This is a genomic window from Burkholderia sp. Bp9012 (assembly GCF_003853825.1).
Taxonomy (GTDB): domain Bacteria; phylum Pseudomonadota; class Gammaproteobacteria; order Burkholderiales; family Burkholderiaceae; genus Burkholderia; species Burkholderia diffusa.
The window spans coordinates 18,822-32,907 of the sequence record NZ_QTQA01000012.1; the positions used below are offsets into that span (position 1 = coordinate 18,822).

Genomic DNA, 14,086 nt, shown 5'->3' on the forward strand with positions numbered 1-14,086 from the left:
CGGGTTTTTTTATGGACGAACGAATCAAGCAGGCGATTGCAGAACATGCGCTCGCCGAGTACCCGCGCGAGTGCTGCGGGCTCGTCGTGCGAACGGCGGCCGGTGAGGTGTATTTGCCAGGCCGAAACACGGCGGAGGCGCCAACTGAGCAATTCTCACTCGCAGCCGAGGATTACGCGGATGCCGAGGAAATGGGTGCAGTCCTCGCACTAGTGCATTCACATCCGAACGGTGTGGCGCAGCCCAGCATGGGCGACCGCGCAATGTGCGAACGCGCAGGCATCCCGCTGTGGGTGATCGTCTCGCTCGGCGTGCAGGTGAACGGCTCGATCGGCATAGACAACTGGTGCGAGTTCGGCCCGAGCGGGTACGTTGCGCCGCTGTATGGCCGGGAGTATGTGCATGGCGTGCTCGATTGCTATTCGCTGGTGCGCGACTGGTATCTCGCCGAGCGCGGGGTCTCGCTGCCGGATTTCGCGCGCAAGGATGGGTGGTGGAACGACGGGTATTCGAACCTGTACGTCGCGCACTACCAGGACGCGGGATTTCTCGACTTGGGGCGCGATGCACAGGCCGAGCCGGGCGACGTGCTGCTGATGCAAATCCGTAGCAAGAACGGTGTGCCGAATCACTCCGGCGTGTATCTCGGTGACGGCATGTTCGCGCATCACATGTACGGGCGATTGTCATGTCGCGCTGTGTGGGGCTCGATGTGGCGAGACTGTTTAACGACGGTGCTGCGATACGTGGGAGGTGCCGATTGAACGAGAAATTGCGTGAGGTGAAGCTTTACGGGATCGCGGGGGCTCGGTTCGGCCGGGTTCATTGGTTGGCCGTGTCCTCGACTGCCGAGGCGGTGCGCGCGCTGTCCGTGTTGATTCCCGGCTTTCAGCGCTTCCTGCTCGAGGCGCGCGCGGAAGGGCTGACGTTTGCGGTATTCAACGGTCGCCGGAACTTGAGCAGAGACGATCTCGGCGCCCCGGTGGGCGATGACGCGATTCGTATCGCGCCCGTGATTATCGGGAGCAAGAGCGGCGGCTTATTCCAGACGATTCTCGGCGCTGCGTTGGCAGTGGTTGGCTTCGTGTTCCAGCAACCAACGCTGATCGGCCTGGGCGTATCGATGGCGCTCGGTGGCATCACGCAGATGCTGAGTCCGCAACAAGCCGGGCTGGCTGGTGTCGCGGACAACGGCACGTCGTACTACTTCAACGGCGCGGTGAACAGTGCCGCCCAGGGGGAACCGGTGCCGCCCGTGTACGGAGAGATGGTCGTCGGTTCGAAGGTCGCGAGCTCGGGCATCTATACAGAGGATCAGCTGTGAAAAGGATCTATGCGGAATCCGGGTTGAAGCGGATCAGCGGCGCGAAAGGGGGCGGGGGAGGCGGTAGTGGGGGCGGAGAATCGCCGGACAACCTGCATTCCGTCGCGCGCGCGAAGGTGCTCGACATCATTTCCGAAGGCCCGATCGTCGGGCTGGTGAAGGGCATGCAGTCGGTGTTTCTCGATGGCACGCCTATCCAGAATTCTGACGGCTCGGTCAATTTCCAGAATTACAGCGTCGACGTTCGCACGGGCACGCTGGATCAGGAATTCATGCCGGGCTTTCCGGCGGTTGAACGTGAATCGGCTATCGGCGTTCCGCTGATGTCTGACGCGCCGTGGGTGCGGCAGGTGCAGAACACTCAGCTTACGGCGGTTCGTATTCGATTCGGTGTGCCTGCGCTTCAGAAAAGCGATCCGTCGGCTGGCGTGTTCGGCTATCGAGTGGAATATGCGATCGATTTGTCGGTCGATGGCGGGTCGTATGCCGAAGTGCTGAAGGGGGCATTCGACGGCAAGACGACGTCGCTCTATGAGCGTTCGCACCGGATCGAGCTGCCGCGCGCGAAAACCGGTTGGCTGGTGCGCGTGCGACGCATCACGCCGAACGCGCACAGCTCGTTGATCGCCGATGCCGTGAACATCGAAGCGATCACGGAGGTGATCGACCGCAAGATGCGTTATCCGATGACGGCACTCGTCGGCATGACGTTCGACGCTCGGTCATTCTCGCAGGTGCCGGTGCGGTCGTATCACGTGCGTGGCCTGATCATTCGTGTGCCGTCCAACTACGATCCGGAGACGCGGACGTATTCCGGTCCATGGGATGGGACGTTCAAGCTGGCGTGGACGAACAATCCGGCATGGATTTTCTACGACCTGCTGCTGAATGATCGCTACGGGCTCGGTAAGGCCGTCGACGCGTCGATGATCGATAAGTGGGGGTTGTACGAGATCGCGCGCTATTGCGATGTCATGGTGTCGGATGGCCGGGGCGGTGTCGAGCCGCGCTTCACGTGCAACTGCGTGATCCAGTCGGCGGCCGACGCGTTCAAGGTACTTCAGGACATCGCCGGCGTGTTTCGCGGTATGGCGTACTGGGGGCCGGGTGCGGTGGTCGCGTCGGCGGATATGCCCTCGGACCCGGTCTACGTGTATACGGCTGCGAACGTGATTGATGGTGCGTTTCGGTACGTCGGCAGTGAGCGCAAGACGCGATACACCGTTGCGCTCGTGAGCTACAACGACCCGACGAATCAGTACAAGCAGGTGGTCGAATACGTGCCGGACGATGATGGTATCGCGCGCTACGGCGTCATCAAGACGCAGGTAACGGCGTTCGGGTGCACGTCACAGGCGCAGGCGCATCGGCTTGGGCGCTGGCTTCTTCTGACGTCACGCTACGAGTCTGGCACGGTGTCGTTTAAGGTCGGCATGGATGGTGTGCTGGCTGGGCCTGGGCAGGTGATCGCGATTGCCGATCCGCGGAAGGCGGGGCGACGCATCGGTGGCCGGATTCGGTCTGCGGCCGGAAATGTCGTCACGCTGGATAAGGCGCCGACCGTGGCGCCCGGTGATCGTTTCACGGCGATCCTGCCGTCCGGCATTGCGCAGTATCGAGCGGTGAAGTCTGTCGATGGCGATGTGCTCACACTGGCGGGGCGATTCGATGCCGATCCTGTGCCTGGTGCCGTGTGGATGCTGGAAAACAGCGAGGTCGCGGCGCAGCTCTATCGGGTCGTCGGTGTGCAGGAAAGCGACGACGAAGGCCGAATCGAGTACACGATCACGGCGACAATGCACGAGCCGGGGAAATACGCGGCGATCGACGATGGCGCACAGATCCAGCAGCGGCCGCCGACAATCATTCCGCCATCGGTGCAGGCGTCACCGACGAACGTGCGGATCTCGACTTACTCGGCGGTCGACCAGGGCATTTCGAAAACGACGATGGTTATCGCGTGGGATGCCGCGGACAACGCTGTGACGTACCTGCCGGAATGGCGCAAGGATAACGGCGAGTGGGTGACGAGTGCGCGGACCGGCGGACTGCAGGTCGAGGTGCCGGGAATCTACCAGGGGCGCTACGTGGCCCGCGTGCGCGCGCAGAACGTGATGGGTGTCACGTCGCTGCCGACCGTCAGCGCGGAAACGCAGCTGAAGGGGAAAACGACGCCGCCACCGGCGGTAGCATCGCTCAAGGCGGCCAGCGTCGTCTACGGAATCAATCTCGATTGGACGTTTCCTGCCGATGGCACTGCCGGCGATACGCAGCGCACGGAGGTGTGGTACAGCCGCACGCCGGATCGAACTGCCGCAATCAAGCTTTCGGATTACGCGTATCCACAGGCGTCGACGTTCATGCAGGGGCTCGCAGTCGGGCAGGTGTTTTATTTCTGGGCTCGACTCGTCGATACGTCGGGCAATGTTGGGCCGTGGTACCCGGCGTCCGGACCGGGTGTGCAGGGGCAGCCTTCGACAGATCAATCGGAGTATGAAAGGTATTTCGAGGGCCGAATTTCACACTCGGCACTTGGTGAGGATCTGCGGAAGCCGATCGATGCGATCCCTGGCATTCAGCAGGGTGTTTCGGACACCGCCGATGCGATAGCAAAGGAAGTCGCTGATCGAACGACGGCCGTTGCGGGCGAGGCACAGGCACGCGCGGAAGCCATTTCTAGGGAGGTGAAGGACCGCACTGATGCGATCGCGAAAGAGGCCACCGATCGGGCCAATGCAGTGGCCGAAGAAGCACGTCTGCGCGGGGCAGCCGTCACGGCAGAGCAGACGGCTCGACAAACGGCTGACGACTCGCTTGGCAAGCGAATCGATACCGTGACGGCGAGTGTCGGAGATGCGGCGGCCGCGATCAAGCAGGAGGCGACAGCGCGGGCCGACGCCGACGGTGCGCTTTCCACGCGTATCGATGCCGTCGTCACGAAGTCGAACGACAACGCCGCGGCAATCTCGTCGGAGGCGACTACGCGCGCGACAGCCGACACGGCGCTTGGCAAGCGCGTCGATGCAGTGACAGCCGACGTCGGTTCGAACAAGGCCGCGATTGCAGCCGAGCAGCAGGCGCGAGCCGATGCGGATGGCGCGCTGTCGACTCGCATCGACTCTGCTGTCGCGAAGTCGAACGACAACGCGGCTGCCATTTCGTCAGAGGTGGCTGCGCGCGCCAGCGCCGACGCGGCACTCGGTAAGCGTGTCGATGCGGTGACGGCCGACGTCGGTGCGAACAAGGCGGCGATCACGTCAGAACAGCAGGCGCGGGCTGATGCAGATACGGCGCTGGGCAAACGTGTCGATGCTGTGACGGCGACGACTGGCGATAACGCGGCAGCAATCGTTGCGGAGCAGAGCGCGCGTGCGGCTGGCGACAAGGCGAATGCCGATTCGATTTCATCGCTGAAAGCAACTGTCGATTCCAATTCGGCGGCCATTCGCGAGGAGGCGTCCGCGCGAGCCGATGCCGACTCGGCGCTGTCGAAGCAAGTCAGCCAGGTCTCGGCGCAGATCAGCGGACCGATGGCGGGCGATACCGGGCAGGCAGCTGGCTCGACTGCCGTGATGGCCGGCGTGTATTCGGAGCAGGCTGCGCGCGCCGAGGCAGATATGGCGCTGGGGCAGCGAATTGATTCGGTCTCTGCCCAGATGCAGAACGGTCAGGCGTGGTTGTATGCCGATATTCGAACGGAGGAGCAGGCGCGCGTCGATGCGGTGAGTGCGCAGGCCGAGCAAATCACGACCGTTCGTGCGCAGGCGAAGGCGAACGCTGCGGCGGTCCAGACGGTTGCGCAGTCGTATGCGGATCTGAATGGCCGTGTTTCCGCCTCGTACCAGATCAAGACGCAGGTGACGACGGACGGCCGTACCTACATCGCCGGCATTGGCATTGGTGTCAACAACAACGAGGGCATTGTCGAGTCACAGGTGCTGGTGTCGGCGAGCCGCTTCGCGGTAGTTGACCCGAATAACGGTGGCGCGTCGATCGTTCCGTTCGTGGTGCAGGGCGGGCAGGTGTTCTTGCGCCAAGCGCTGATCGGCTCGGGTTGGATCACGAACGCGATGATCGGCAGCTACATCCAGTCCGACAACTACATCGCGGGGCAGCAGGGCTGGCGGCTCGACAAGAGCGGCTGGTTCGAAATCAACTCGACCGATGGTCGCGGCAACCGCACGGTGATCGATAGCAATGGCGGGCGCGTGTATGACGCAAACGGCGTTCTGCGTGTTCGTTGGGGGGTATGGGGGTAATGGACGCGGGGTTCTGGGTTTGGGATGGCGCAGGCCGCATGGTCCTCGACGGTACGTCGCGGGCCGGGCGGGTCGTTGGGATCGTGTACACGGGAGGCGGCGTGGGGTCCAATCCGGCTGATTTGTCAGGGGGCACGCCGTTCTGGGCCTTCATGCCGCAATGGATTTTTCGGCGTGTCGGCGGTGCAGAGCCTACGCCGGTTGTCGCGATCGATGCATTCGGAATCAGCTGGTCGTACAGCGGGAATAGCAGCGGATCGAACGCATACTCGCCGGTGCCTGGTTGGCTTGTTTTCGGGGTGTATTGATGGACGCAGGATTTCAGGCATTTACGGACAGCGGCCTTTATCAGATCGATGGGAGGACACCGAACTATCAGATGGTGCGGGCGATGTCAGGGCAGGCGGTAGACACTTCGTTACCGCTTGCGGTCAACGATGTGGGGAAGCCGTTCCGCACGACGCTTCCGAGCGTCGCATTCTCGTTCAACTCCACAGTCGGGCCGATGTATGGCGTGTACGCATCTGATGGCGTCGGGATTTCGGTTTGGAACGTGAGCGTCGACGGTGGCGTTTATACGATTCGATTCGCAACTGAGCGCCCTTGCGTCGTCTATTTTTTTCTGTTCGATCGCACACCCCCCGTCAATAGTGGTTTCGGGTTTCAGGTGTTTGCGCCGGATACGAAGCTCATCGCGGACACGTCGGTGCCGTTCCTTCGTGTACTTGATGTGATCGTCGATCACTACGTGCCTGGCACCGGATTTGTGACGATTGGGGCGCCCAGGCCGGAGTGGAAGTCACGATCGTACGGCAGGCCTGTTTTGATTTCGGCTATCGCGCCCGTGCATGTCGGCTGGAGCTATGACCCTGCCGGTCTGGAGATGACGTCGATTCGTGTGACTGGCGACACGATCGCATGGGGAACCTCGATGTGGGGAGGCGGGAGGAAGCCAAACTTTACGGGATTTAAAGAGCAGTGGCATCACATGTTCATGGTGCTGGATGCGACAGGGATTGTGTGACGGGCCGCCAATTTGGCGGCCTTTCTTTTTACGGGGCAGGAATCGGGGAGTAGTAATGCAAGAGCACGAAAAGACGATCTTGGAGTTAATCCTCATGGGCGGACTGATTGGAATTGCGAAGGTTTTGGTCGGTAGCGAACAGCTGACGTTTCGGCTCGTAGCTGGGCGTGCGGTGCTCGGTTCGGCGACGTCGATGGTCGCCGGCCTGGCGCTGTTGCAGATCCCGGATCTGCCGCCGATCGCGTTGCTCGGCCTCGGGAGTGCGTTTGGCATCGTCGGGTCGCAGTACCTTGAGGTGCTGCTGCGCAGAAAGGCAAAACAATTGTTTGGGGAGAGCAAGAATGGGTAATTACGACGCGGCCGCTCTGAAGGCCGAACTGATGCGCGACGAAGGGCGCAAGTACCGCATCTACACCGACACGGTAGGCAAGGTGTCAGGCGGTATCGGCCGCAATTTGACTGACAAGGGTTTCCGGGACAGCGAGATCGATCTGATGTATGAGAACGATCGAGCCGAGACCGAGGCATGGCTCGACCGCAATCTGCCGTGGTGGCGAGCGCTGGATCCGGTGCGCCAGCGTGTGATGATGAACATGGCGTTCAACATGCAAGGGAAGCTGCTCGGGTTTCGCAAATTTCTCGCGGCGGCGCAACGCCGCGACTGGAGCACGGCCTCAGCCGAAATGCTCGACAGCCTGTGGGCGCGGCAGGTCGGGGATCGCGCAAAGCGCCTCGCATCGATGATGCGGAGCGGCGTATGACCTGGTTCGATCCTCGCCTATGGCTGGTCGTTATCGCCGCAGTGTTCGTTGGTGCTGCGGGCGGGTATTCGAAGGGGCATCGCGACTCCGACCAATCTCACACAGTTGAAACGCAAGCGCAGCGAATTCGGGATCTCGTCACTGAGCGTAACGAGAGCGACCGGATCGCTCGCCAACAACAGAAGGACGCTGAAGATGCTTCGAAAAAACGAGACCAAGCGCGCGCTGCTGCTGCCGCTGCTGCTTCCACTGCTGACGGCCTGCGCAAGCAAGTTGCCGAACTCGTCGAGCGATCGCGCGGTTCCGCCCCTTCGGCCAGAGGCCCGGCAACCGGCAACGCCCTCGATTTGCTCGCCGACGTGCTCGGCCGGACTGACGAGGCTGCGGGAGAATTCGCGCGAATCGCTGACGAGCGAGGCATCGCCGGCCGGCAGTGCGAGCGCGACTACGACGCCCTGACGGCTGTGGCACATTAGCTATATAAGGCTGGACCAGACCAAGCAGACAGCGTCAGATGGTCTGACTCAGTTCGGCCATCAAGAGTCACTGCTCTTTTCGCCCTCAATGGCCAATCAGCGCCGCGTTCCGGCCGTTCGGCGCTCAACGTAACCCCTCCCCGAGACACGAGGAGTTGCCGGTTTCGACACATTGGTCGACGTAACCTGTCAGCTTGCCGGATTGCGTGCCATGACGATCCACGCCGCGCCGTTGATCATCACCGACCGGTCGCCGGGGAGGCCCGCGAAGGCGGCACGAACCGCGGCCGAGGCGCGGGCGCGGATGTCGTCGGGCTGATCGGCGAGCGCACGCGAGAGCGGGCCGACCTCAAGCGTCATCTTCACTGCGTCGTCGATCGCAGCGTCCCGCGTTTCGCCCTCGCCGAATGGGACGACCGCGTCGAAGGGCGAGATAGCGATATCGGTAAAGCCGGCCGTCGTCAGGATGCGTGCCACGCGCTCCCGGTCGCCGAACGAAAACGGGCCGGGCGCTTCGGGATCGGGCAGCGCACTCGGCGGGAGGATGCCCTTGAGCGCGCCCACCGGCAGGCGCATCCAATCGTTCTCAGCCGCACCGCGCCAGCAGACGAAGGCGACCCGGCCGCCCGGCCGGAGTGCGCGTCGCATATGGGCGAACGCCGCTGTCGGATCGTCGAAGAACATCACGCCGAAACGCGAGAACAGGATATCGAACGCGCCCTCGGGCAGCTCTGCGCTGCTGGCGTCGGCCACCTGAAACAGGGCCGGCGTATCGTGTCGCGCAAGCGCGCGCGCTCGATCGATCAGCGGTTCGGATATGTCCACGCCCAGTACTTGGCCCCCCGCGCCGACGCGGGCTGCCAGAGCCAGAGTCGACGCGCCCGCGCCGCAGCCGATGTCTAGCACGCGCTCGCCCGTCGCGGGCGCGGCGGCTTCGATCGCGGCCTGGCCGAACACCGCCACCAGAGCGTCGAGCCGGGCCTGGTTGGCGACCCAGCGCTCTCCGCTTTGACCATTCCAGTCAGCCACCTGATCCGCACTTTGCTTTGCCATGTCATCTCCTTGACTCGACGATCCACCCATCACCGCGTCGATCTACGCCAACCTTTTCGAAGGCGGCGACGACAAGAGAAGGGAATCTGTGCTCTCAAACCACCATCGACTGCTGAGCGAAGATGCCCGCCATCGCGCCCTGCGAGGATGCCTGGGTAACCGATGGCAAGAAGGGCGTGGCGAGGTCGCCAGCGGCGTAGATGCCGGGCATGCTGGTTTGGCGGCGCTCGTCAACCTTGAGAACGATGCCGGTGGGCGTATCCACCGTGGCGAGGCCCAGTGATTCATGCAGGCTTGCCGACGGCTTGTTGCGCGGATTGGCGAACAGGACGTCGACCGCCACGTTGCGACCGGTATCGAGATTGACGGTGGTGATGTGGCCTTTCTGATGGGCGACCTCGATGATCCGGCCATCGACGAGAGGTATGTTGCGGCGCGCCAGATCGGTCTGGATATCGGGCGCAATGTCATGCCCATCGGCGAAGACAGTCAACTTGTCAGTCCAATCGCGGAACAACTTGGCAGACTGGTACGACTGCGGGCTGGACCAGACGAGGCCCCAATGCTGGCCGGCGACTTCAAAGCCGTCGCAATAGGGGCAGGGCACGATGGACGTGCCCCAGCTTTCGGCAAAGCCCGGAACTTCAGGCATCTGGTCGGCGACGCCATAGCTCAGGATCAAGCGGCGCGCCCTCAGGCTTTCGTGATCGTCAGTGACGACGCAGAAATCGTCGATGGCACCAGACACGCTCTCGGCCCGGGCATTGACGAGACTGATCGTCGGATAGCGCGCCAGTTGCTGCCGCGCCTCGACCAGGATGTCCAGCGGCGGCTTGTGATCGTGGCCAAGCAGGCCATGCGAGTGGCCTGCAAAGCGGTTGCGCGGCCGGCCGGTATCGAGAACAGTGACCTTGCGGCGAGCACGGCCAAGCTGCAGGGCGGCGGCGAGGCCGGCAAAGCTGCCACCGATGATGATGACGTCATTCATGGTGATGGGCTCCGTGTTGTGGAGGGAGGGTGGGCCGAGCGTGGTGTGCAATATCGTTCGGCGATACGCGCTTGAGACGGTCAGCGAGCAGGGCTTCGGCATTGGCGAAAAAGTTGCCCATGCTGTATTGGCCGGCTCGACAATGCCGCTCGATATCGCCGGGCTGCCCGGGGAAACCGGATCTCGACAACCGGGTGAAACCTGCCCTTGGCTTGCACATTGCGATACTGAGTGGTATCCTAATGCACGAATTTTAATACTGTCAAGTACTGGAATTGTCGTGACCGAAAATAGCCAGGGCCGGCGCGGTCGGCCCGCCAACGAGGCGCTTCGCCAAACGATCGTCGACGCGGCGTGCGAACTCTTCGTGGAATTGGGTTTTCAAGCGACGACCATGGACAAGGTCGCGCAGCGGGCGAAGATATCCAAGCTGAGCATCTATCGGCACTTCGAGAACAAGGAGGCGCTGTTCAGCGCGGCCATGGTGGCACGCTGCGATCAATTTGCACCGCAGGCCCTTTCTGAAGGTGTTGACGGTTCGGCCGAAGATCAGCTGGTGGCGGTCGGGGCCTCCCTGCTTCGCACGCTGTTGAGCCCGGACGTCCGCAGTGTCGAAGCCATGGTTTTGGCCGACAAGACGAATCAAAAGGCGTTAAGCAAGCTCCATTACGAAGCCGGGCCGGCCCATGTCATCGCCCACATCGAGGCCGTGTTGCGTCAGTTGCACGCTAAAGGGATGCTGAACGTGCCCGATGCTCTCCAGTCCGCCCGCTTGTTTGCCGCGCTTTTCAAAGGATCCGATCTTCTACTTATCGCACGCTTCGATGAGGCGAGAGCAGAGGACGACAACGAAATCGAATCCTATTGCCGGTCGGCCGTCGCCATGTTCATCGCCGCGCACGGTGGCATCTGAAGGTGCGCTATCGCGGCCGATGAGGAACACGCAGCAATTGCATACGCTGTTCGCCCCGAGCAACCTCTGGATGACGCGTGGACGACTGATGGGCGAGGCTCATTGCAATGGCGCAAAAGCCGCCCGCGCGGGCAGGCAGAGGCCGCTTTACACACGATAGCGGTCGCTACGGCGGCCTGAGTGGAACGACAGAGAAGGGTCGATCACGGCCCTTGATGAGGTGACGTCCAAGCAATCTCAGACCTGATCTGACTCTGACCGAGAGGTCAGGTCTAGACCTACACGCATTAGCGCATACCGGCGCGTGTCATCTCTGCTCTAAGCAGATGCATGAGGCGATACAGCTGACCTTGCGCGCCGGCCAGATCGCCTTTGTTCGCTACGTTCTTGTCTGTGTAGACGTACCATTCCTCGACCCGCTCAAGCGATTTGCGAAGCGCGCGGATCTCAAGTATCAGCCAGCGCACTTGAAGGTCGGTGTACTCGCGCCAAAGCGCGCGTAGCTCGGCGTCCGTTGGCGCATCGAACTCGGGTATCGCCGCCTTCATCTTGAAGCGCGGATCCGTGAGAGGCACCCGATTTCGATCGATCCTAGTCGCCTCGATCGGGTGGTAAGGGGCGAGAAAGACCGATCGCTCGTCGTTCTCGATCCAGCACTCGAATTCACGTTTTGTGAGCTCAACCGGGGTCCTCAGGCGTTGTTTGTCGCCCTGGAACCCGTACTCCCAGATGTAAGCCCACTGCGGCTTGATCACGTCGCCACCACTGTATAAAAACACAGTGTATCGCGCTGCACGATGCCGATGTCAAGTCGCTGAAATAGGGAGCGGATGAAGCTGCTGGTGGTGATACGATCAATTTAGGTCTGAGATAAAAAGGGGACCGGATCGTGTCGACAGTCGCAACGCTGATGGATACTGCCGTCGCTGACGTCGAGCTTCTGCGCGTGCTGGATGCCGACGGGGACGACTTCAGCATTCCGCGTGACGTGGAATTTCTGCTACGTGGTTCATCCGCGGAGAAGGCATCGATCGTTGCAAGCTTCGTCAATGACCATCAGTACGGCCGAGCGTCTCTCAATCAGTTAGGAGAAATTTATCGTATCCTGGTGGTGATCAACATGCCCATCCAGCAACACAATATCTTGTCCGTTTCCGGTTTCATGGCATGTCTTTGCATGCTCTACGGCCTGGAATATGACGGATGGGGATGTCTTGCCCAGAAGCGCCAGTAATTTGCGGTCTGTCACATTGGAGGTGTCCAGCGATGTGCACACGTTACCGAGCGCCGCACGAGGACTACGAGCTCCGAGAACTGCGGATCGAGCCGTTCAGCGAGATCTACCGGCATTTCCCGTGGGAACCCGAGATCTACCAAGACTATCTGGCCCCAATCGTCGCGAGCGTCGATGGGCGAATCGAACCTCTGGTCGCAGGATTCGGCTTCTGGCCACGCGCGCTGCAGAAAGCGAATATCGAGAAGGCAAAGGAACAGGGCAGGAAACCGCCGATCATGCGCAGCACGATGAACGTGCGCGACGATAATCTCGGGAAGTCGCCTCTATACGGCTCAGCTTGGCGTGCCGGCAGGCGCTGCCTGATTCCCGCGGAATGGATCTACGAACCGTGCTACGAGACGGGGAAGAACGTTTGGCATCGGATCGGGCTGGCCGATTGGCGAACGATGTGCGTCGCCGGGATCTGGCGGACGCTGCAGGGCCAGGATGGCATCGAGCATCACACGATGTCGATGATCACTGTCAACGGTGAGGGGCATCCGATCTTCTCGAGAATGCACAAACCGGACGACGAGAAGCGGGCCGTCGTGATCCTGCGGCCGTACGACTGGGAAGAGTGGCTGACGACGTCGAACCTTGAGGCCGCGCGCGCGATGTTGACGCTGTACAACGCTGACGAAATGCTAACGGAAGCAGTGAAAACGTAACGTAACGTCGCCGCAGGTATTAATATGATGCCCAGCTTCGGATATGAGTGCTACAGACCGGAGAGTGTCATAACAAGATCGGCGTTGCGCACGGGGGACCTCAGTGAAACTTGGGCTATTATCGAAAATTTGGAATTGGATAAAGTCGCCGGGAGTTATGGCGGCCGTCGCGTTAATCAGTATCGGAATTGCTGTGTATTCGAGTTTCTTCTACGAGAAGAAACCTATATTAAATGCGGCGATTAGCAATTTGTCTCCAGTATTCGACGTGGTCAAGCCGGTCGGTGGATTAGATATCTCCTATGATGGTGTAAATCTTCGCGAGGCGAAAAAGAGTCTATGGTCGACGGAAGTTACGTTGCGAAATGATGGGAATGTGGGGATAAAAAAGGACGATTTCGATTCTGCGGCACCAGTTCGACTCATCGTAAGGGGGGCGCAGATAGTTGATCGTCCGTCCATCATGGCTTCGAATACATATCTCGCCAATTATGTAAAAGTGATCGTCGTCGGCGATTACATTGAGATTTCACCAATTATTATGGAGCCGGGTGATTCGATCGCTATAAACTTCTTGATTCTTGGTGCGGATAATGCTCGGCCAGATGTTCAGGTTCAAGGGAAGGTTGCCGGAATTAAGTCGATTAACCTAACTAACGCCGATTCGTCATCAGATGGTCCATCTTTGTGGCAAAAAATTACTGGAGCCACGTCGATATGGATTCAAATCGCTAGGGCGCCGGTATATTGTGTCCTGTTTATATCGCTGCTTGTCTGCTTCGCGCTGACAATGGCACTTATAACGGTTCCGTTTGATGCATTAAAAAATCGAAAGGCGAAGGCGGAGCGGGCGGAGCAGATCAGAGAAATTCGCCGTGAGAATGTTTTCGATCAGCGCATGAACGCGCTTGCAGACGAATATGTGGAAAATGGTTTTTATCCGATTTCTGAAGTGGCAAAACGACTTGCTGGGGCGGCGAAGAGAGCAAAGTTGAAGGGGTTCGTAACTCAGCATGGTGACGAAGAAACGGCGAATGAGCTCAAGAAAATAATCGGGGACGATCTTTCGAAAGAGGGGATAGATGTGCTGTCTCGTCTTAAACTAATAAGAAAGGAAGGTGGTAGTGATATTAATATCGCTGAACTCGATGAATCTCTTGAGAAATTCTGCGTTCTAGTAGGTAAAACCCGCGCCGAGCTTGCAAAGGAAAACGCCGAATCCAGATATCCGGGATATCCGGGATATCCCTAAGCGTCGCGTCAGTATCAACGAATTGTCCCGAGATGAAAGATTGGTGTGTGCAGGGGGATATTATTGGAAGATGAAGGATGGTCCTCGTGTCA

At 60.3% G+C, this 14,086-nt stretch carries 15 protein-coding genes; 12 read left to right on the forward strand and 3 right to left on the reverse strand.

Annotation, left to right across the window (positions count from 1 at the left end):
• Positions 1-11: 11 nt before the first annotated feature.
• Genes DIE11_RS17875 through DIE11_RS17910 form a run of 8 tightly spaced genes read left to right on the forward strand, consistent with a single transcriptional unit; the run spans position 12 to position 7,844 of the window.
• Entirely contained in the window at positions 12-764 is a 753-nt protein-coding gene (locus tag DIE11_RS17875) for a C40 family peptidase (protein WP_124626041.1), read from the forward strand.
• Positions 761-1,324, forward strand: a complete 564-nt coding sequence (locus tag DIE11_RS17880; RefSeq protein WP_124626043.1) for a tail assembly protein — start codon at positions 761-763, stop codon at positions 1,322-1,324. The genes DIE11_RS17875 and DIE11_RS17880 overlap by 4 nt, the downstream gene beginning before the upstream one ends.
• A complete protein-coding gene (locus tag DIE11_RS17885) occupies positions 1,321-5,583 on the forward strand; it encodes a phage tail protein (protein ID WP_124626044.1) in 4,263 nt (1,420 codons plus the stop codon). Before DIE11_RS17880 ends, DIE11_RS17885 begins: the two co-directional genes overlap by 4 nt.
• Complete coding sequence (locus DIE11_RS36940; protein WP_124626046.1) at positions 5,583-5,891, forward strand: hypothetical protein; 309 nt, start codon at positions 5,583-5,585, stop codon at positions 5,889-5,891. Before DIE11_RS17885 ends, DIE11_RS36940 begins: the two co-directional genes overlap by 1 nt.
• A complete protein-coding gene (locus tag DIE11_RS17895) occupies positions 5,891-6,607 on the forward strand; it encodes a hypothetical protein (RefSeq protein ID WP_124626048.1) in 717 nt (238 codons plus the stop codon). Before DIE11_RS36940 ends, DIE11_RS17895 begins: the two co-directional genes overlap by 1 nt.
• A gap of 55 nt (positions 6,608-6,662) precedes the next feature.
• On the forward strand, positions 6,663-6,956 hold the full coding sequence (locus DIE11_RS17900) for a phage holin family protein (RefSeq protein WP_059683600.1): 294 nt from the start codon (positions 6,663-6,665) through the stop codon (positions 6,954-6,956).
• Complete coding sequence (locus DIE11_RS17905) at positions 6,949-7,368, forward strand: glycoside hydrolase family protein (RefSeq protein ID WP_124626050.1); 420 nt, start codon at positions 6,949-6,951, stop codon at positions 7,366-7,368. Before DIE11_RS17900 ends, DIE11_RS17905 begins: the two co-directional genes overlap by 8 nt.
• Positions 7,365-7,844 (forward strand): DUF2514 family protein, encoded by a 480-nt coding sequence (locus tag DIE11_RS17910; RefSeq protein ID WP_124626052.1) that lies wholly within the window; start codon positions 7,365-7,367, stop codon positions 7,842-7,844. Before DIE11_RS17905 ends, DIE11_RS17910 begins: the two co-directional genes overlap by 4 nt.
• A 189-nt stretch (positions 7,845-8,033) precedes the next feature.
• Here the strand turns inward: DIE11_RS17910 and DIE11_RS17915 are convergent, their stop codons facing one another.
• Positions 8,034-8,897: a class I SAM-dependent methyltransferase gene (locus tag DIE11_RS17915; RefSeq protein WP_124626054.1), complete on the reverse strand. Its 864-nt coding sequence runs from the start codon at positions 8,895-8,897 to the stop codon at positions 8,034-8,036.
• A 94-nt stretch (positions 8,898-8,991) separates the two neighbouring features.
• Positions 8,992-9,885 carry an NAD(P)/FAD-dependent oxidoreductase gene (locus tag DIE11_RS17920; RefSeq protein WP_124626056.1) on the reverse strand — a complete coding sequence of 298 codons (894 nt, stop codon included), beginning with the start codon at positions 9,883-9,885 and terminating at the stop codon, positions 8,992-8,994.
• 280 nt (positions 9,886-10,165) lie between these two features.
• Here DIE11_RS17920 and DIE11_RS17925 point away from each other — a divergent pair, with 280 nt between their 5' ends.
• Entirely contained in the window at positions 10,166-10,798 is a 633-nt protein-coding gene (locus DIE11_RS17925; RefSeq protein ID WP_124626269.1) for a TetR/AcrR family transcriptional regulator, read from the forward strand.
• A gap of 287 nt (positions 10,799-11,085) precedes the next feature.
• Here DIE11_RS17925 and DIE11_RS17930 read toward each other — a convergent pair whose 3' ends face one another.
• On the reverse strand, positions 11,086-11,577 hold the full coding sequence (locus tag DIE11_RS17930; protein ID WP_124626058.1) for a hypothetical protein: 492 nt from the start codon (positions 11,575-11,577) through the stop codon (positions 11,086-11,088).
• A gap of 110 nt (positions 11,578-11,687) precedes the next feature.
• On the opposite strand from DIE11_RS17930, the gene DIE11_RS17935 reads away from it, so the two are divergent.
• The 3 genes from DIE11_RS17935 (at position 11,688) to DIE11_RS17945 (ending at position 13,994) form a co-directional block, all read left to right on the forward strand.
• Entirely contained in the window at positions 11,688-12,032 is a 345-nt protein-coding gene (locus tag DIE11_RS17935; protein ID WP_124626060.1) for a ribonuclease E inhibitor RraB, read from the forward strand.
• 32 nt (positions 12,033-12,064) lie between these two features.
• A complete protein-coding gene (locus DIE11_RS17940; RefSeq protein WP_124626271.1) occupies positions 12,065-12,742 on the forward strand; it encodes an SOS response-associated peptidase family protein in 678 nt (225 codons plus the stop codon).
• Between the two features lie 193 nt (positions 12,743-12,935).
• Positions 12,936-13,994, forward strand: coding sequence for a hypothetical protein (locus DIE11_RS17945; RefSeq protein WP_124626062.1), 1,059 nt, complete (start codon positions 12,936-12,938; stop codon positions 13,992-13,994).
• Positions 13,995-14,086 lie beyond the last annotated feature (92 nt).

Bases quoted from the DNA above. Each gene is read 5' to 3' on its own strand.
- DIE11_RS17875 (WP_124626041.1), top strand. From the start codon at position 12: ATGGACGAACGAATCAAGCAGGCGATTGCAGAACATGCGCTCGCCGAG.
- DIE11_RS17915 (WP_124626054.1), bottom strand. From the start codon at position 8,897: ATGGCAAAGCAAAGTGCGGATCAGGTGGCTGACTGGAATGGTCAAAGC.
- DIE11_RS17905 (WP_124626050.1), top strand. From the start codon at position 6,949: ATGGGTAATTACGACGCGGCCGCTCTGAAGGCCGAACTGATGCGCGAC.
- DIE11_RS17895 (WP_124626048.1), top strand. From the start codon at position 5,891: ATGGACGCAGGATTTCAGGCATTTACGGACAGCGGCCTTTATCAGATC.
- DIE11_RS36940 (WP_124626046.1), top strand. From the start codon at position 5,583: ATGGACGCGGGGTTCTGGGTTTGGGATGGCGCAGGCCGCATGGTCCTC.
- DIE11_RS17910 (WP_124626052.1), top strand. From the start codon at position 7,365: ATGACCTGGTTCGATCCTCGCCTATGGCTGGTCGTTATCGCCGCAGTG.
- DIE11_RS17900 (WP_059683600.1), top strand. From the start codon at position 6,663: ATGCAAGAGCACGAAAAGACGATCTTGGAGTTAATCCTCATGGGCGGA.
- DIE11_RS17920 (WP_124626056.1), bottom strand. From the start codon at position 9,885: ATGAATGACGTCATCATCATCGGTGGCAGCTTTGCCGGCCTCGCCGCC.
- DIE11_RS17940 (WP_124626271.1), top strand. From the start codon at position 12,065: ATGTGCACACGTTACCGAGCGCCGCACGAGGACTACGAGCTCCGAGAA.